The 16,883-nt window shown below is 35.9% G+C and carries 19 protein-coding genes; 9 read left to right on the top strand and 10 right to left on the bottom strand.

What is annotated here, in order from left to right:
* Positions 1-31: 31 nt before the first annotated feature.
* Both Q0983_RS16070 and Q0983_RS16065 read right to left on the bottom strand, forming a co-directional pair.
* Positions 32-373, bottom strand: a complete 342-nt coding sequence (locus Q0983_RS16070) for a PadR family transcriptional regulator (RefSeq protein WP_135878774.1) — start codon at positions 371-373, stop codon at positions 32-34.
* Between the two features lie 305 nt (positions 374-678).
* A complete protein-coding gene (locus Q0983_RS16065) occupies positions 679-1,137 on the bottom strand; it encodes a DUF4870 domain-containing protein (RefSeq protein WP_366141017.1) in 459 nt (152 codons plus the stop codon).
* Between the two features lie 146 nt (positions 1,138-1,283).
* On the opposite strand from Q0983_RS16065, the gene Q0983_RS16060 reads away from it, so the two are divergent.
* The 3 genes from Q0983_RS16060 to Q0983_RS16050 all read left to right on the top strand — a co-directional run bounded on the left by Q0983_RS16060 (position 1,284) and on the right by Q0983_RS16050 (position 3,217).
* Entirely contained in the window at positions 1,284-1,739 is a 456-nt protein-coding gene (locus Q0983_RS16060) for a DUF4442 domain-containing protein (protein WP_299555677.1), read from the top strand.
* 348 nt (positions 1,740-2,087) lie between these two features.
* On the top strand, positions 2,088-2,888 hold the full coding sequence (locus Q0983_RS16055) for a TIGR00266 family protein (RefSeq protein WP_299555675.1): 801 nt from the start codon (positions 2,088-2,090) through the stop codon (positions 2,886-2,888).
* Positions 2,889-3,019: 131 nt separating this feature from the next.
* Complete coding sequence (locus Q0983_RS16050) at positions 3,020-3,217, top strand: hypothetical protein (protein ID WP_299555673.1); 198 nt, start codon at positions 3,020-3,022, stop codon at positions 3,215-3,217.
* A 34-nt stretch (positions 3,218-3,251) separates the two neighbouring features.
* On the opposite strand, the gene Q0983_RS16045 is transcribed toward Q0983_RS16050, so the two are convergent.
* Positions 3,252-4,190 (bottom strand): LysR substrate-binding domain-containing protein, encoded by a 939-nt coding sequence (locus Q0983_RS16045; protein ID WP_299555671.1) that lies wholly within the window; start codon positions 4,188-4,190, stop codon positions 3,252-3,254.
* Between the two features lie 105 nt (positions 4,191-4,295).
* On the opposite strand from Q0983_RS16045, the gene Q0983_RS16040 reads away from it, so the two are divergent.
* A complete protein-coding gene (locus Q0983_RS16040) occupies positions 4,296-4,775 on the top strand; it encodes a Dps family protein (protein WP_299555669.1) in 480 nt (159 codons plus the stop codon).
* A gap of 73 nt (positions 4,776-4,848) precedes the next feature.
* Here Q0983_RS16040 and Q0983_RS16035 read toward each other — a convergent pair whose 3' ends face one another.
* From Q0983_RS16035 to Q0983_RS16010, 6 genes are all read right to left on the bottom strand, one after another.
* On the bottom strand, positions 4,849-6,120 hold the full coding sequence (locus Q0983_RS16035) for a DUF58 domain-containing protein (RefSeq protein WP_299555683.1): 1,272 nt from the start codon (positions 6,118-6,120) through the stop codon (positions 4,849-4,851).
* Between the two features lie 149 nt (positions 6,121-6,269).
* Positions 6,270-7,343 (bottom strand): MoxR family ATPase, encoded by a 1,074-nt coding sequence (locus Q0983_RS16030; protein ID WP_299555667.1) that lies wholly within the window; start codon positions 7,341-7,343, stop codon positions 6,270-6,272.
* Positions 7,344-7,346: 3 nt separating this feature from the next.
* Positions 7,347-8,543 carry a DUF4350 domain-containing protein gene (locus tag Q0983_RS16025; RefSeq protein ID WP_299555665.1) on the bottom strand — a complete coding sequence of 399 codons (1,197 nt, stop codon included), beginning with the start codon at positions 8,541-8,543 and terminating at the stop codon, positions 7,347-7,349.
* A complete protein-coding gene (locus tag Q0983_RS16020; protein ID WP_299555663.1) occupies positions 8,540-9,286 on the bottom strand; it encodes a DUF4129 domain-containing protein in 747 nt (248 codons plus the stop codon). Before Q0983_RS16020 ends, Q0983_RS16025 begins: the two co-directional genes overlap by 4 nt.
* Positions 9,279-10,220: a hypothetical protein gene (locus Q0983_RS16015; RefSeq protein WP_299555661.1), complete on the bottom strand. Its 942-nt coding sequence runs from the start codon at positions 10,218-10,220 to the stop codon at positions 9,279-9,281. The genes Q0983_RS16020 and Q0983_RS16015 overlap by 8 nt, the downstream gene beginning before the upstream one ends.
* The gene (locus Q0983_RS16010) at positions 10,207-11,184 is read right to left on the bottom strand and encodes a stage II sporulation protein M (RefSeq protein ID WP_299555659.1); all 978 of its coding nucleotides are present in this window, start codon (positions 11,182-11,184) and stop codon (positions 10,207-10,209) included. The genes Q0983_RS16015 and Q0983_RS16010 overlap by 14 nt, the downstream gene beginning before the upstream one ends.
* A 92-nt stretch (positions 11,185-11,276) precedes the next feature.
* Between Q0983_RS16010 and Q0983_RS16005 the strand changes: the two genes are divergently transcribed.
* Complete coding sequence (locus Q0983_RS16005; RefSeq protein WP_299555657.1) at positions 11,277-12,023, top strand: RDD family protein; 747 nt, start codon at positions 11,277-11,279, stop codon at positions 12,021-12,023.
* Positions 12,024-12,217: 194 nt separating this feature from the next.
* Positions 12,218-12,820, top strand: a complete 603-nt coding sequence (locus tag Q0983_RS16000) for a trimeric intracellular cation channel family protein (RefSeq protein ID WP_299555655.1) — start codon at positions 12,218-12,220, stop codon at positions 12,818-12,820.
* Positions 12,821-12,918: 98 nt separating this feature from the next.
* On the opposite strand, the gene Q0983_RS15995 is transcribed toward Q0983_RS16000, so the two are convergent.
* Positions 12,919-13,623 (bottom strand): peptidylprolyl isomerase, encoded by a 705-nt coding sequence (locus Q0983_RS15995; RefSeq protein WP_299555653.1) that lies wholly within the window; start codon positions 13,621-13,623, stop codon positions 12,919-12,921.
* A gap of 5 nt (positions 13,624-13,628) precedes the next feature.
* On the opposite strand from Q0983_RS15995, the gene Q0983_RS15990 reads away from it, so the two are divergent.
* The 3 genes from Q0983_RS15990 to Q0983_RS15980 all read left to right on the top strand — a co-directional run bounded on the left by Q0983_RS15990 (position 13,629) and on the right by Q0983_RS15980 (position 16,797).
* Positions 13,629-14,270, top strand: a complete 642-nt coding sequence (locus Q0983_RS15990; RefSeq protein WP_299555651.1) for a CoA pyrophosphatase — start codon at positions 13,629-13,631, stop codon at positions 14,268-14,270.
* A 52-nt stretch (positions 14,271-14,322) separates the two neighbouring features.
* Complete coding sequence (locus Q0983_RS15985) at positions 14,323-15,120, top strand: lysophospholipid acyltransferase family protein (RefSeq protein ID WP_299555649.1); 798 nt, start codon at positions 14,323-14,325, stop codon at positions 15,118-15,120.
* A gap of 213 nt (positions 15,121-15,333) precedes the next feature.
* Positions 15,334-16,797: a PQQ-dependent sugar dehydrogenase gene (locus Q0983_RS15980; protein WP_299555647.1), complete on the top strand. Its 1,464-nt coding sequence runs from the start codon at positions 15,334-15,336 to the stop codon at positions 16,795-16,797.
* The last annotated feature ends 86 nt before the right edge of the window (positions 16,798-16,883 follow it).

Here is a 16,883-nt window from a genome sequence, read left to right as displayed (position 1 = left end):
ATACCTGCTAAATTTATGTTGACTGTTTTATTCATTTTTTTGTTGTTTTTTGGCTTGTTACTATATTAACGGCGTTTTGTAATTCGCTCCAAGTCGTGTTTAATTCTTTTAAAAATAATTTCCCGGTTTCTGTTAAACCGTAGTACTTTCTTGGTGGTCCAGAGGTGGATTCTTCCCATCTGTAATTCAAGAGTCCGGCATTTTTAAGTCGCGTTAGCAGAGGGTAAATGGTGCCTTCAACTACCAGCAACTTAGCGTCTTTTAAGGTTCCCAGAATTTCTGCCACATACGCATCGTCATCTTTCAAGACAGAAAGTATGCAGAATTCCAATACCCCTTTACGCATTTGTGCTTTTGTGTTTTCTATTTTCATTTGATATTTAATATTTTTTTAGAGGTCAAATGTAATTCGCCATTAACCTCATGGTATGACATTAATTTTTCGCTAGTGCTCATTTCATAATATCATTCGTTTAATATTTTAAGACTGTTCATTTTTTGATTGATTTGACCCTTCGACTCAGCTCAGGGCAGGTTAATGATTGATTATTTTGATGAAATTGTTTTTCTAATTTGATTTTTTGGGCGTTACCTTCATCCTGAACTGGTTTCAGGACCTCAGGTCGGGCTTTCCGCATTACACGGTAACTTGCTTCAATCCCTAACGCGGATTAGCCATTACTTTAAAAAATTTATGGTTAACGGATATCTGTAATATTCTCCATCCCTGGCTTTTAAACTGGCTATAACAATAAATACCAACTCCAGTATAAAGGCTAAAATGGCAAAGGCTCCTAAAACACCTCCTATATAAAGAAGGGGAGAAGGTTTACCTATGTTAATATGAAAATCATGGAATCCATGAAAATCTACAAGGTCTATTCCGTGAAATACTTTGAAAATAAAAAACGGAATAGTTAAGGTTCCAATAATAACTGCGTACAGTAATATACTTATCTGAAAGTTTATAGCTTGCTTACCATGGTCATCTATAAAGTCAGATTTATCTTTGTTGGCAATCCATAATATAATAGGGCCAATAAAGTTTCCGAACGGAATTATAAACCTGCTAAAGGTTGATAAATGTATAAATGTGGCAATGTTTTTTACGTGATTAGTTAACATGATTTTTTTCATTGATTAAAAACATATAATAGTTTCTTATGCAAAGATAAGTCTAAAATAAGGTACTTTGTTACGCATAGTACCTAAAATTAACATAAATTTAACATTTAAGATTGCTGTATATTTTCATAACTTAGTGAAAAATTTATAGTTGTAAAATGACGCTAACTCCCGAAAAACTAAATACTTTCAGTATGTTTAAACTGCCATCTGCTTATATATGCGGGGTAAGGGTAAAACATTTGGATGAAAAAAAATGTGTGGTTTCTGTAAAACACCGTTGGATAAACCAAAATCCATTTAAATCCATGTTTTGGGCGGTTCAGGGTATGGCAGCAGAACTTTCAACAGCAGCTATAATGATTGGGAAAATCAGAGCATCCGATAAAAAAATATCCATGTTAGTGGTTGCCAATGAAGCAAAATACACCAAGAAAGCAACAGGAAGGATTACGTTTACCTGTCATCAGGGAACCCTCATTGATGAAACCTTAAATAAAGCTATGGAAACCGGAGAAGGACAAACTGTTTGGTTAGAATCTGTTGGAGTCAATGAAGAAGGCATTGCCGTTTCTACTTTTAGATTTGAGTGGAGTGTGAAAGTTAAACAGTAGGCAGTGTTCTGTTGGCAGTAGACAGTTTGCAGTCTCAGTTAGTAGTAGTTATACTTTGCGTTTTAGCGTCTTTGCGAGAGATACCAGTGTTCAGTTGGCAGTACTCAGTTTGTAGTAAGCAGTGGACAGTTCGCAGTTTTATGTTTCTAGTTATTCCGTTTATGGGTTTTATAAACAACAGTGAATCTATTAACTTTTAACTAATAACTATTAACATTTTTGCGGCTTAGCGCCTTCGCGAGAGTTAGTTTAGAGTTTTGGAATTTGAAATTTGGAATTTTAAATCGGTTGTAACAAAATGCTTAACGTATCAACAAATAAACAAATCAACGAATAAACATAATAAAAATGACAGCACACGAAATTGATTATACAATCTACGGCGAAGAAATGCAATACGTAGAAATTGAACTGGACCCTCAAGAAGCCGTTGTTGCAGAGGCAGGAAGCTTTATGATGATGGACGAAGGCATTAAAATGGAAACCATTTTTGGAGATGGTTCTCAAAAAGACTCCGGGTTTTTAGGTAAAATATTAGGGGCCGGTAAGCGCATTCTAACCGGTGAAAGCTTGTTTATGACAGCTTTCTATAACGAGATCATCGGGAAACGAAAAGTATCTTTTGCATCACCCTATCCGGGGAAAATCATTCCCATAGATTTAACGCAGTTTGGAGGTAAATTTATTTGCCAAAAAGATGCCTTTTTATGTGCCGCAAAAGGTGTTAGTGTAGGTATTGAGTTTTCCAAGAAATTGGGCAGAGGTCTTTTTGGAGGCGAAGGTTTTATTATGCAGAAACTGGAAGGTGATGGTATGGCCTTTGTACATGCCGGTGGTACCATGGCCAAAAAAGAATTGATGGCCGGTGAAACGTTAAAGGTAGATACCGGATGTATTGTGGGATTTGATCATACGGTAGACTATGATATAGAGTTTGTAGGCGGGATTAAAAATACCATTTTTGGGGGTGAAGGCCTATTCTTTGCAACCCTTCAAGGCCCGGGAACAGTGTATATACAATCATTGCCATTTAGCAGGTTAGCCGGTAGGGTTTTGGCCTCGGCACCCCGAGGTGGAGGCAAAGATAAAGGAGAAGGCAGTATACTTGGTGGTTTGGGAGATTTATTGGATGGAGATAATAGATTTTAAATGTTAAAGTTAGGCTAAATAGTGTTTAAAACGCGATTTTTTATTAAATTTAGAGTCCTAAAATTAAAAATATCAAAGCCTATTAAGCAGATCTACATTTATTAATTTTAAACCTAAACCTTAAGATAACTATGGCAAGAGCAATGCTAGAGTACACCAAAACTGTACTTAATAAAGTTAGTTTTGACGCTACGTTGTTTTGCAAAGAAGTACAAAAAGCAGTAACCAGATTACTACCTTATGAGATAGAAGAGCTTAAAATTTTTATTCTTTCTCTAGTACAGCAAAACCCGGAATTGAATCAATGTTTAATTTATTTAAAACCATAAAAAAAGCGACCCACAGGTCGCTTTTTTTCGTGTTCTATTTTGGTAACGGACTTATAATTTTTACATCCTGAAAAGCAATCGCCCCTCGTATAATTCCGGAGATTGTATCCTGCAAGGCTTCAATAATTTGCATCTTAAGTTCACTTTTATGATAAATGATGCTAACTTCTCTGGCAGGTGGTGGATCATTGAAGTAATGCAAGTTCTCTTTTTCCTTTTCATGTATATCCAAAGTATGTAAATAGGGTAGCAGTGTCATGCCCAAGCCCTCATTTGATAATTTTATAAGTGTTTCTATACTGCCGCTTTCCAGTTGAAATTTATCGTCAATATGGTCTTTAAACACTTTGCATAAATTAATGACCCCGTCTCTAAAGCAATGCCCGTCTTCAAGCAAAAGCATATCCTCAATCTCTAAATCAGTGCTGTCTATTTTTTCTTTCCCATACAGCTTGTGATTTTTTGGGATATAATTTACAAAAGGCTCAAAATAAAGTACGCGTTCTTTTATGTTTTCATCTTCTAAGGGGGTTGCTGCTATGGCAGCGTCCAAATGTCCGTCTTTTATTCTGGCAATAATTTCCTCAGTAGTTAGCTCCTCTATCTTGAGTTTTACCTTGGGATGTCTTTTAATAAATGTTTTTAAAAACATAGGTAACAGTGTTGGCATAATGGTAGGAATGATCCCCAATTTAAATTCACCGCCAATAAACCCTTTTTGCTGATCTACTATGTCCTGGATCCGGTACGATTCATTGACTATATTGCGGGCCTGGGTTACTATTTTCTTGCCAACCTCTGTTAATTCTATCGGTTTTTTACTGCGGTCAAAAATTTGAACATCTAATTGATCTTCTAACTTTTGAATTTGCATACTCAACGTGGGTTGTGTTACAAAGCACTTTTCAGCTGCCTTGGTAAAGTTCTGATGTTCGGCTACTGCCAGAACATAATATAATTGTGTTATGGTCATGTTTATAAATTTAGGTTATAAAAATATAAAATCTATCAATAAAAACTATAATAAATAATGTTAATTATAAAATAATTTTGTGATAAATAAAAATTATAATAAAAAATGATGTTAAATACAATAGGATTAGAGAGTGCAAAAACAAAAGAATTAGCTAATGACTTGAACCATTTATTGGCTAATTTTCAAATATACTATCAAAACCTCAGAGGCATTCACTGGAACATAAAAGGAAAAAGTTTTTTCGATTTGCATGCCAAATTTGAAGAACTCTATACGGACGCAAATGCTAAGGTTGATGAAATAGCAGAGCGCGTTTTAACATTGGGTGACATACCACTTCATACGTTTGAAGATTACTCGGCTTCGGCAAAGGTGCCGGTTGGTAAAAACGTGTCTGAAGATGTTAAGGCTGTAAGATTGATCGTGGATTCATTAACAGAATTGCTGAAAATAGAAAGAGAGATATTGGAAAAATCAGGTGAAGCCCACGATGAAGGAACCAATAGTATGATGAGCGATTTTATCACAGAACAGGAAAAAACCGTGTGGATGATGAAAGCCTGGTTAAACGAAGACGTTTAGGTAATTAAGTTGGTTAGTTTGATTAATAGATGGAGAGACCTTTTTGAAATAACATTCAAAAGGGTCTTTTTCTTTATAGTAGCCCTCTCGCTTTGATCTCTAAATATTTATTTATGGTATCAATGGTGAGGTTTTCCGGTGTGGTCAGGATAGAATAGATACCGTACTTTTTAAGTTCATTTACAATGAGGCGCTTTTCAAAAGCAAATTTTTCTGCGATCACTTTATCATAAGCCTGTTGAACGGTTTCAGCTTTGTTATTGATTAAGTTATTTAACTCCGTATTTTTAAAGAAAATGACGACCAGTAAATGACTTTTTGCAATGCCTTTTAAATACGGTAATTGTCTGTGTAATCCGTCCAAAGTTTCAAAGTTGGTGTAGAGTAGTATTAAACTGCGTTGCGTGATGTTCCGTTTAATATCGGCGTAAAGTCTGCCGAAGTCGCTTTCAAAAAAATCGGTGTTTACGTTGTATAGCCCTTCCAGGATTAAGTTCATTTGAGAGGACCTGCGCTCCGCCACAACTCTGTTTTCAACTTTTTTGGAGAATGAAAAAATACCGGCTTTATCTTGTTTCTTTAATGCCACGTTAGAGATCACTAAAGCAGCATTTATGGCATAGTCTAAAAGGGATAAGCCATCAAAAGGCATTTTCATAACCCTGCCTTTATCAATAACAGAATAAATAGGTTGTGATTTTTCATCCTGATACTGATTCACCATCAACTGGTTTTTCTTAGCTGTGGCTTTCCAGTTTATAGTACGAAGATCATCCCCCTGAACATACTCTTTGATTTGTTCAAACTCCATAGTATGTCCCAATCTGCGCACTTTTTTAATGCCATACTGATTAAGGTTATTGCTTATGGCTAACAAATTATATTTGCGCAATTGAATGAAACTGGGATAAGTCGGAACCATTTCGCCATCATTAAAACTAAAGCGACGCGTCACTAACCCAAACACAGAAGATACGTAAACATTGAGTTTTCCAAAGTGGTACTCTCCACGTTCGGTTGGTCTTAATTCATATGCTAATTCTGTAATGCTGGAAGGGGCGAGTTTTCGGTCTATTTTAAAATTTCTGACCTGAAATTGCTCGGGTATTTCATCAATAATTCTAATGTAAACAGGAAACGTATAAAAGTTCTCAATACTGAGATGCACAGGATTTTGGTCGCCGTTTGACAACTTTTCAGGTAAGGTTCTAACACCTTTTAAACCTCGTTTTGTTGCAAAGAGAATTAGTGCGTCAAGAAAAGTCAGTGCTATTAAAACCAACAATAATAACCTAACCGCATTAAACCAAACCGGAAACACAAAACTGATTACAAACAGTATCATGATGCCGATGCAGGCATAAAAAAAGCGGTTTTGTATGTAAAAAGGTTTAAGACGTTTCACTAATTTTAGTTAATAGTTAATAGTTAATAGTTAATAGTTATTAGTGAGATTCTGAAACAAGTTCAGAATGACATAGTATTTATTAGCCATTATCTTGGGATTTCCACGGCTTCAATAATTTGTTTTATAATTTGTTTTGTGGTGACGCCTTCCATTTCACGTTCCGGGGTTACAATAACGCGGTGCTGTAAAACCGGAATGGCTGCTTGTTTAATGTCTTCAGGTGTTACAAAATCACGTCCGTTCATTGCCGCAAAAGCTTTACTTGCCTTTAAAATGGCAATAGAGGCCCTTGGTGATGCGCCCAAATATAAAAACGGATTACTTCGGGTATTCACAATAATATCAGCGATATATTTTACCAAATGGGACTCTATGATAACCTGATTTACCAGATCCTGAAATTTAGCAATCTGTTTTTTTGTTAAATGCGAGGTTATTTGATCTGTCTTTACACTGCCTTTTAAGGATTGTTCTCTGTTTATAATTTCAATCTCTTCGTTTAAATTAGGATAATCAATGTCTATTTTGAATAAGAACCGGTCTAGCTGAGCTTCCGGTAAACGATAAGTACCTTCCTGTTCCACAGGGTTTTGGGTAGCAAGGACGATGAAAGGTAAATCCATTGGGTATTTATTACCATCAATAGTGATTTGGCGTTCTTCCATGACCTCAAATAAGGCCGCCTGTGTTTTTGCCGGTGCTCTGTTGATCTCGTCAATTAGGACCATATTAGAGAAAATAGGGCCTTCTTTGAATTCAAATTCAGATGATTTTATATTGAAAACAGATGTTCCTAAAATATCACTGGGCATCAAATCCGGGGTAAACTGAATTCTGCTAAAATCAATATCCAATGACTTGGCTAACAGTTTGGCTGAAATGGTTTTAGCAACACCGGGAACACCTTCTATAAGCGAATGGCCGTTAGCCAAAATAGAAGCAATTAGCAAATCGATCATACTTTTTTGACCAACGATCACTTTACCTATTTCGCTTTTAATCAGGGTAATACCTTCTTGTAATTCGGTTAAATCTATTCGGGTTTTAAAATCTAAACTATCGTCAGATCCAGTGTCATTTCCCGAAAGCGTTTCTTCAAATGCCTGTTGCTCATTTTTAGGCTCTAAAGCGTCATCTTGTGGGTTCTCTAAGTGCTCCATAATTTATTTGGTATAAAAATCTTCAATTGCTTTATTTAGTTGAAGCAAATCTGCCTCTGTGCAGTTGCTTTTAGCTTTTAAATTTAAGATAAGATTAATAAGTGCTTGTACATCTTCTTTGTCTTTATTCGATTTTAAACTCAGGTTCTTTACAAACTTATCGTCTAATAGTTCGGTGTCAACGTAGTATTTACGTCTTAAATGCTCCAAAAAGTAGGTTATTTTTTTCTCAATGATCGCGTTATGATCCTTGGTTTCGTAATACAGATTACCAATGGTTTTGGTAAAGGCAATGGTAGAGTTCTCAAGTGGTTTGATCACGTTGACAATACGTTGTCTTCGTTTGGCATTAAAGATCATAAACAAAATCAAAGTCGCCAATGCTAACCACCAGGCATTTCTTAAAGCAGGCTTACTCAGTATAAATCGTAAGGGTGACCTGCTTAAATCTGCCCCAATTTTATTTTGCGAATCAAAATGAATGGTACCGTCATTTAAATATGATAAAGCAGCCGAGACGTACTTCTTGTTTTTGTTTTTTAACAGGTGATAGTTTGTAAATACAACCGGTTGTAAATGCAAAAAGAAGTTGCCCAAACCATGCTCCACTTTTATATAATTTATTCGTTTTATTGTATTGAACTTTTGATATCCCAAAACGGTTGTGGCTAAAGAATCCAATTCTGAAAAATAGTAGTTGCTCAAACCTTTTTTAATGGTAATGGAATCTTTTTTAAAAAGGGGATTGGAAAAACTCAACTCAGCTTTCCCTTTAAAATCGAATTGATTTTTAATATCTATGGAAAGGGAATCCAATATTTTTTCCGGTATGTAGTTAGACGATATAAAAACATCATTTCCATGAGAGGCAAAGTCCAATAATTCCTGTGCAGAAACCTCGTCAACCTCTGAAAAATGATCAATGAGTATATAGGTGCCGCTTGTGTTGTAAAGGCTGTCTTCCCAACTATAAAACGCATCGAAATATTCATAAGGGGTTACTTTAATGTTCTTGATCTCACTATCGGGAAACAGGTTTTTTAATTGATCATGTAGTATAAAGGTACCATAAGGTATTTTGTGCAACTCATTATAAGTTGGGTTCCAATTGATGGGTTTGGGCTTAGAAAAATCAATGGCAATGACTACAACGAAAAGCAATATGAGAAGTCCTATATATATTTTTAGTGTTTTGTTCATACTTTTACGGCGTTTAAAAATTTAGTAAAAGCATGCTTTGCCTTGTCAAATTCTGAAGGATTCACATTAAATTCACCATACCAAATATAGTTGTAGAGGTAGGAGGTGTATGCAAATTCTTTTTTTACGTTGTCCTGAGTGATTTCGTTTTGATAATCGCTATTGGTTTTTTCAACGTCATATTCAATAATTTCCGCCTGGGTCAATAGTTTCAAAAGCCATAAATAGTAATACCGAATGGCTAAACGGAAGTTGTTATCTTTCTCGGCATCTTCAATTAGCTTTTTGAAATCTGTAGCGTGGATATTGTTTTCAATATCGGTTACCGGAATGATACTTTTATCAGAAGATTTGCCAAACACCCAGGTGCCTTCATTATTCATAACGGCTCTGAAAATGAAGTAGATAACCAAAAGGGAAATTATTATACCTGCTATTTTTAAGGCAATGTCAGTTGCTTTCGAAGCTTGTCCTTCGTTTTTTATATCGAACAGGTCTCTGAAAAAATCATTTAGCCACTGTTTAAACCGTGTCCACCAACCGGAACTTTCAACAGTGCGTTCATAGATATAGTCTTCCCCCGCGTAAATAGCGTTTAGGTCCTCAAAACTACGAGGTGCTATTTGCGTTGAGGTATCAACTTTCAGGCTGTCGTTTTTTACGACAACAGTTTCAAAGGTTTTAGAATAACAAACCAGGCTGATGAAAAGAAAGATGATATGTAACCAGAACGTTTTATTCACCGGATCCTATTAGGTCTATAATATCTTTTGTGTTAATGTTTTCCTTGTCTTCTTTCAAACTGTAAAAAACAATGCCCTGGTTAAGTTGTACTATATTACCTAGAATGGCACTTACAAGAAAGGATAAAAAGAAAACGAGCATCATGATGACCATCATGGCCGAACCAATTTCCTCTTCGGTAGGGCCGCCCTGTTCAATAGTGGTAAGAAAGCTGGCCATACCAAAAAAATATGGAATTAATGACACTACATTTTGTGCTATATAACTCATTAAATAAAAAAGCCCTACACTTCCGACTGCTGCCCAAAACTTAGAAGAAAGTAAGTCCCATGAATATCCAAAACAATCCCAAATCCCTTTTTTATTATCCAGGTATTCCATTAAAACCATGGTGAAAAACAGCATAAAACCACCAACCAGTAATGGTAAAGCAAGGATGCCAATAATAGTGATCATTAGAGCAAAAGCCCCGATCATAAACAGGATTAGCATGGGGATAGCCAAAACAATACAGCATATTATATAGATGACCAGTTTGCCTATGCTGTTTTTGTAAACAGTAATCACCTCATTAGATGAAAAATGTTTTCCGCCTTTTTCTTCATATAACTTCAAATAAATAGGCACATAGGCATAAGAAACAGTTGCCGATATTAAAGCTACTATTAAAAAGACCAATAAAAAGACAATAAACAATCCCAAATTCTCATTCATATAATTGTCTAAAGCAGTAGCACCTTGTCCGCTCGCTAAACCGCCAAAAACTACATCCGTATAAAACTTGGTAAAAAAATATCCCATGGCAAGGAGTATTAACAGGAAAATACCATTAACAATAAAGTAGTGTTTAAAAAAGTGTTTGCCGTTTTGTTTTAAAAAACCAAAGGTATCCTGAAAGAATTCACTAAAGCCTCTAGACTTATATAATTGCATGCTTGTTTTTTAATTTTTTATGTAGAATGAAAGGATATATCAAGTAATAGAATGATATGATACTGAGGGTTGTTAGAATGATACCAACCGATAACCAATTGGGCATAACGTTAGAGTAACGTGTGACAAAGCCTTCTAAAATTCCGGCAGTAATAGTAAAAGGGAAGGTGCTTATTAATATTTTAACACCATCTTTTACCCCCATTTTAAAAGAGATCATTCTGGAATATGTTTTAGGGAATAAGATACTGGCTCCTAAAATAAAACCGGCTGCAGCTTCTATAACAATGGCAAAGATTTCCATAGCACCGTGAATCCAGATACCTCTTACACTTTCCCAAAGCACACCGTGTTTTTGAAACATATATTGAAAGGCTCCTAACATAATGCCGTTCTGAAGCATATAATATCCGGTGCCTAATCCTCCGAACACACCAAAAATAAAAGAGCAAATGCCAACATAAAGGTTGTTTAGTGTAATACCAAAAGCACTGCCCCAGTTACTGCCACTTTTATAAACGGCTACAGGATCGCCTTTTTCAATATTTTCAAGGGTCATATTAACATAATGATCCCCAAGAATAAGGCGTACAAACGAATCATCAAAGGCAGCAGAAAGAGCGCCAATGGCAACAAAACTTAAAAATACAAGAAAGGCATAAAGTACATAACGCCTATATTCATAAACAATCAGTGGAACTTCAATTTTCCAGAAATGAACAAACCTGTTGGTGTCTTGTCGTTTTGTCTTATAGATTTTTTGAAAAGCTTTGGCGGCTAAATTGTTTAGATATAAAATGGTTTTACTTTTCGGATAGTAAGTTTGGGCATAAGAGAGGTCGTTTACTAAATGAATGTAAAGTGAAGCTAGTTCGTCCGGGTTTTTTAGGGTTTTTCCAAAAATGGCCTTTTCAAAGTTTAGCCATTTTTCCTTATTCTGCTTAATAAAGGCTACTTCTCTCATGCTAAACCAAAGCTACACAAATTTTTATTAAAAGTGCTTTATATCTTACAATAATTTGCTATAGATTTGCAAGAAGAAATCGAGGTCAATTCATGGTGGAATTACAAATAAATACGACTCAAAATGTAAATATTAATTTTACGGCAGCCAGTGTTGGAGAGCGTATTTTGGCTTACATAGTTGACTGGATTATAAAAATAGCATACATCATTGTAACGTATCAGATTGTCTTTAATTTATTTAAGGTTGATGAATTGGTTGGCGATATGGACGATTGGTCACAAATAGCTATCTATGTTTCTTTTTACTTACCCGTAATTTTTTATTCTTTAATTTTTGAAACTTTATTAGACGGTCAGACCATTGGGAAACGTATTTTAAAGATACAGGTAGTGAAAATTGATGGTTATCAGGCCTCCTTAGCAGATTTTGTAATTCGTTGGTTTTTCAGAATTGTAGATTTGAATATACTTAGCGGTGTCGTGGCGTTAATTGCCATTATTATGAGTGATAAGAATCAACGTTTAGGTGATATGACAGCCGGTACCTCGGTTATTGCGTTAAAAAATAAAGTCAATATCAGTCATACCATTTTAGAAGATTTAAAGCAAGATTATGTGCCAACGTATCCCAATGTGATTAAGTTGTCTGATAATGATGCCCGTATTATTAAAGATACTTTCACAACGGCCAAGGCTTCAAAAGATTATCAAACGTTAATTAAGCTTAGAAAGAAATTAGTTGAAGTGGTTGAAATAAAAGAAGTTAAACAAAAAACAGATATTGAATTTATAGATGTCATTTTAAAAGATTATAATTATTATACTCAGAATATGTAAGCAGAGAACCATCTTTTCCTTGAAAAGATGTGTGAATCGCTTACCCTGAGCTTGTCGAAGGGTCTTTGTCAATATGATTTGGAATTATGTTAGAACCATCTTTTCCTTGAAAAGATGTGTGAATCGCTTACCCTGAGCTTGCCTGTGCTGAGCTCAGTTGAAGTATCGAAGGATCTTTTGCTAAAATTTGATTTATGTTTTATACCATTGATATTTTAGGAACCGTAGCGTTTGCTGTTTCAGGTGTATTAGCGGCTTTCAATAAAAAAATGGACCTGTTCGGGATTCTTATCATTGCATTTGTTACAGCCGTTGGAGGAGGTACTTTAAGAGATTTGCTCATAGGAAATACACCGGTTAGCTGGATGAAGGACATGACGTATACCTACGTGATTATGGGGTCGGCAGTTTTCGCAATTATTTTCAGAAGTAAAATCAATTATTTACGAACGTCTTTATTTTTGTTTGATACCATAGGTATTGGTTTGTATACGGTTGTGGGTATTGAGAAAGGTATTCAGGCAGGACTACATCCCATCATATGCATAGCTTTAGGAACTATGACTGCCAGTTTCGGAGGGGTCATTCGCGATATTCTGTGTAATGAAATACCGGTGATTTTCAGAAAGGAGATTTATGCCACAGCTTGCATTTTGGGAGGTGTATTTTATTTTTTATTAGCAAAATTACCTTTAGATAACAATATTGTTTTTTTAATTGCCGGTTTGGTGGTAATCGTTATTAGGTTGTTGGCAGTTAAGTTTAAAATTGCGCTCCCGAATATTTACAGGAATTAAATACTTTTATCTTCTGCCTTCTGCCTTCTGCCTTCTGCCTTCAGTCTTCAGTCTTCTGCCTTCAGTCTTCGGTCTCCGGTCTTCTATCTTCAAGCTCCTCACTCAATGATCTCAACCTTTCTTATATACACATTTTGCATGGGCCATTCACCATCATCAGTATCAACGGCAGCAATTTTATCAACCACATCCATGCCTTTAATTACTTTACCAAATATGGTATAGTCACCATCCAAATGATAGGCACCGCCTTTTTGCTGCACAATAAAAAATTCATAGGGAGACGCTAATTTGTGTGGGTTTTGAATTTCGCTACTGGGCATGGAGATAACACCTCTGTGGTGTTTAAACCCGCGTTTTGTGTCCGGAGGCAGCAAATATTTACCGATGCTGGCACGCTTTTTAGGGGTTAGTTTATCATCTCCATTGCCTCCCTGAATAATAAAGTTGGGAACTACACGGTAAAATTGAGTGCCATCATAATACTTTTGTTTGGTCAAAAAGATGAAATTTGAGCGATGGAATCGGGTTTCCTCAAACAATAAAATATCAATGTTACCGTAATCAGTAAAAATACGCACCTTGTTTTCTTTGTGTTCTTCATTATATTTTAAGAAAAACTCCATAGCGCTTTTTGAGTTTAACTTGGGGAATGCCCTTTCCTGCTTTTGATCAGAGTCTTTAATAGTATTTTTTTTCTCAATTTTTGTTTGAGTGGTTTGTCCGGAATTTTTCTTTTTAGTTTGTTTATCTTCACAACTCAGAAAAAGGACGAAAAGACTTAAAAATAATAGGCAGCGCATACAATATGGATTATGACGAATTCTTAAAATCAATTTCAAAAATAGAAAATATACCACTTCCAGCCGAAACATCACAATTTAAAATGGTACCGCCGTTTCGTCAGGAATTGGTCAGACGTCAGAAAGAAGCTATGAAACATGCTAAAAAAGCAGGGGTTTTGGCGTTGTTTTATCCGGATAACCATTTAAAAACCAAATTGGTTTTAATATTGCGGAAAACCTATAATGGGGTGCATTCCGCTCAGGTAGGTTTTCCGGGAGGTAAGTTAGAAGATCAGGATACTTCCTTAAAAGATGCCGCTGTAAGGGAAACCTTTGAAGAAATTGGGGTACCTGTAAATACTATTAAAGTGGTTAAACAATTAACCGAAGTTTACATACCACCCAGTAATTTTTATGTACAGCCCTATATGGCCATTACCAAAGAAACACCGAAGTTTGTTAAGGAAGAAAGTGAGGTTGAGACTATTATAGAGGTAGATTTGCCACATTTTTTAGATGACGATATTATAGTTTCAAAGATGGTAACCACTTCATATAACATTGAGGTTGAGGTGCCGGCATTTAAATTGAACGGACACATAGTTTGGGGAGCCACAGCCATGATGCTAAGTGAGATTAAGGATATTTTAAAGCAATTAATGTAGTTGGACAGATTTATTACATTTGTAACCACTAACCAACCTGAAACTAAATTACATGGGATTGTTTAAACGAAATCCTTTCGGGCACATACTCTTTTTAAAAAAATGGCTCATTAGAATTATGGGGGCCATGACACATAGGCGCTTTCGAGGATTTAACGAATTGCAGATTGAAGGTTCCGAGATCATTAAAAACTTACCTGATAAAAATGTATTGTTCATTTCAAACCACCAAACCTATTTTGCCGATGTGGTGGCTATGTTCCATGTATTCAATGCCAGTTTAAGCGGACGTGTGGATTCCATTAAAAATGTGGGCTATTTATGGAACCCTAAGCTTAATATCTATTATGTGGCAGCAAGAGAAACTATGAAAGCCGGTCTGTTACCCAAAGTTTTGGCCTATGCGGGTTCGGTGAGTATTGACCGTACCTGGCGAGCAGCGGGACAAGACGTTAACAGGCAGGTGCGGATGAGCGATATTACTAATATCGGTACTGCTTTAGATGATGGTTGGGTAATCACTTTTCCGCAAGGTACCACCACGCCGTTTAAACCTATCAGAAAGGGGACCGCACATATTATTAAACGTTACAAACCCATTGTAGTACCTATTGTTATTGATGGTTTTAGAAGGTCTTTCGATAAAAAAGGGATTAGAATTAAAAAGAAAAATATTCTGCAATCTATGGAAATTAAAGCGCCATTGGAAATTGATTATGATGGCGAAACCACCGAAGGCATTGTAAAGAAAATTGAATTTGCCATAGAACAACACCCTTCGTTTTTAAAAGTATTGACCCCGCAACAAATAAAAGAACAAGAAGAGCTTAATAAGCTTAGAGAATGGTAACCATGGATTGCCTTTGATTATAGATTTGCCAATAAAGCGAACCTGTTATTTATGGTATAAGTAGTGAGGGTTTTTGTATAAATTTGATTTTCAATAATTTAATGATTAAATTTGTTAGGCGAGCACTCGCAAAATTGCTATAGATTTGTTGTTTTAAACATGAGGTTTTAGTGTTTAGGGTGACAGTTTTTGGCATACCCAAATCATAATGCTATGAAAAACCTTAACAAATTCAAGTTTATTTTTAGAAGTCTTCTGTTTCTTGCTATAGTATTCAGTTGTTCAAACCAAACAGAAACCACTCAAAATGATGATACACAGGAAGAAGAGGAAGAAGAAGTGGTAACTGACTTTGCCCAGGCGGCTATAAATTATACCAATCATTGTGGTGGCTGTCACGGGCAAAAGTTTGAATCTTTTATAGAACGACAATGGTCATACGGAAGCACCTCTGAGGATATTTCAAATTCCATTTCCGTTGGTTATGAATCAAATGGGATGCCTTCTTATAAGAATGCGTTTACTGATCAGGAAATAAAGGATTTAGCAGATTATATTCTTCGAGAAATTGAAGGAAAAACTAAAGCTGATATCGAAGCAGAAAATCCAAACCTTTCCGGAATAATGCAATCAGATGACCTTAGTTTTAGATTAGAAACGATTACAAATCAATTTTCCGGAATACCATGGGGGATGGTGCAATTGCCTGATGGCGATTTTTTGGTGACGCAGCGGGAAGGAAACCTATTTAGGGTGACTAGCGATGGTACAATATCTGAAATTAGCGGTATTCCAAATGTGGTTGCCCAAGGTCAAGGCGGTTTGCTCGATGTCATATTACATCCCGATTTTGAAAATAATGCTTATGTATACTTGAGCTATTCCAGTGCTAATCCAAGCAACTCCAGCCAAAAAACAACAGCAGTTGCCAGGGGTAGTTTATCCGGCAATACTTTAGAAGGAACTAATGAGATTTTTGTGGCAGAACCTTACCTTTCTAATACAAATCATTATGGTTCAAGATTGGTCTTTGATAATGGGGGATATCTTTATGTTACCGTGGGTGATCGGGGTAATAGAGATACGTACCCTCAAACATTAAACAATGGTGTTGGTAAGATTCACAGGCTTATGGACAACGGTACAATACCCACAGACAACCCGTTTTACAATATGCAAAATCATGATTGGTCCGTTTTCGGTTATGGTGTAAGGAATCCCCAGGGTTTAGCAAAACATCCTGTTACAGGTGCTATTTGGGAAGGTGAACACGGACCGCAAGGGGGGGATGAAATTAACATTGTAAGTTCTGGCAATAACTATGGCTGGCCAGTAATTACGTACGGTATCAACTATGACGGTACCCCAATTACCAACCAAACTGCTATGGATGGTATGGAGCAACCTATACATTATTGGGTACCTTCAATTGCGCCTTGTGGGATGGACTTTGTTTCGAGTAATTTTTATGGTAATTGGCAGAATGACCTTTTTGTAGGTTCACTTAAATTCAGATATTTACATCGGTTAAAAATGAATGGAAATACCGTCATAGGCCAGGAGGAATTACTAAGTGATATTGGCCGTGTTAGAGATGTACAGATGGGTAATGATGGTTATTTGTACATTTTGGTGGAGGGGCCCGGAAGGCTTTTAAGATTGGTAGCGGAGCAATAATTTAAAAAAATATAATGTGTTGCCGATTTAATAATTAAAGAGTATACCTGTAAATTAGGGAATTCAATTTATCTTTGTTATTTCTT

Origin of the sequence: Seonamhaeicola sp. (assembly GCF_028281565.1) — a bacterium.
In the GTDB taxonomy this organism is placed as follows: Bacteria; Bacteroidota; Bacteroidia; order Flavobacteriales; family Flavobacteriaceae; genus Seonamhaeicola.
Note: the sequence above shows the minus strand (reverse complement) of the source record. Positions and strands in the feature narration are given on the sequence as shown.

Coding starts and splice junctions, on each gene's coding strand:
- Q0983_RS16045 (WP_299555671.1), bottom strand. CDS start 4,190: ATGACCATAACACAATTATATTATGTTCTGGCAGTAGCCGAACATCAG.
- Q0983_RS15990 (WP_299555651.1), top strand. CDS start 13,629: ATGGATTATGACGAATTCTTAAAATCAATTTCAAAAATAGAAAATATA.
- Q0983_RS16065 (WP_366141017.1), bottom strand. CDS start 1,137: ATGAAAAAAATCATGTTAACTAATCACGTAAAAAACATTGCCACATTT.
- Q0983_RS16035 (WP_299555683.1), bottom strand. CDS start 6,120: ATGATACTGTTTGTAATCAGTTTTGTGTTTCCGGTTTGGTTTAATGCG.
- Q0983_RS16030 (WP_299555667.1), bottom strand. CDS start 7,343: ATGGAGCACTTAGAGAACCCACAAGATGACGCTTTAGAGCCTAAAAAT.
- Q0983_RS16050 (WP_299555673.1), top strand. CDS start 3,020: ATGGCAAGAGCAATGCTAGAGTACACCAAAACTGTACTTAATAAAGTT.
- Q0983_RS16025 (WP_299555665.1), bottom strand. CDS start 8,543: ATGAACAAAACACTAAAAATATATATAGGACTTCTCATATTGCTTTTC.
- Q0983_RS16010 (WP_299555659.1), bottom strand. CDS start 11,184: ATGAGAGAAGTAGCCTTTATTAAGCAGAATAAGGAAAAATGGCTAAAC.
- Q0983_RS16040 (WP_299555669.1), top strand. CDS start 4,296: ATGATGTTAAATACAATAGGATTAGAGAGTGCAAAAACAAAAGAATTA.
- Q0983_RS16000 (WP_299555655.1), top strand. CDS start 12,218: ATGTTTTATACCATTGATATTTTAGGAACCGTAGCGTTTGCTGTTTCA.
- Q0983_RS15985 (WP_299555649.1), top strand. CDS start 14,323: ATGGGATTGTTTAAACGAAATCCTTTCGGGCACATACTCTTTTTAAAA.
- Q0983_RS16015 (WP_299555661.1), bottom strand. CDS start 10,220: ATGCAATTATATAAGTCTAGAGGCTTTAGTGAATTCTTTCAGGATACC.
- Q0983_RS16005 (WP_299555657.1), top strand. CDS start 11,277: ATGGTGGAATTACAAATAAATACGACTCAAAATGTAAATATTAATTTT.
- Q0983_RS16055 (WP_299555675.1), top strand. CDS start 2,088: ATGACAGCACACGAAATTGATTATACAATCTACGGCGAAGAAATGCAA.
- Q0983_RS15980 (WP_299555647.1), top strand. CDS start 15,334: ATGAAAAACCTTAACAAATTCAAGTTTATTTTTAGAAGTCTTCTGTTT.
- Q0983_RS16060 (WP_299555677.1), top strand. CDS start 1,284: ATGACGCTAACTCCCGAAAAACTAAATACTTTCAGTATGTTTAAACTG.
- Q0983_RS15995 (WP_299555653.1), bottom strand. CDS start 13,623: ATGCGCTGCCTATTATTTTTAAGTCTTTTCGTCCTTTTTCTGAGTTGT.
- Q0983_RS16070 (WP_135878774.1), bottom strand. CDS start 373: ATGAAAATAGAAAACACAAAAGCACAAATGCGTAAAGGGGTATTGGAA.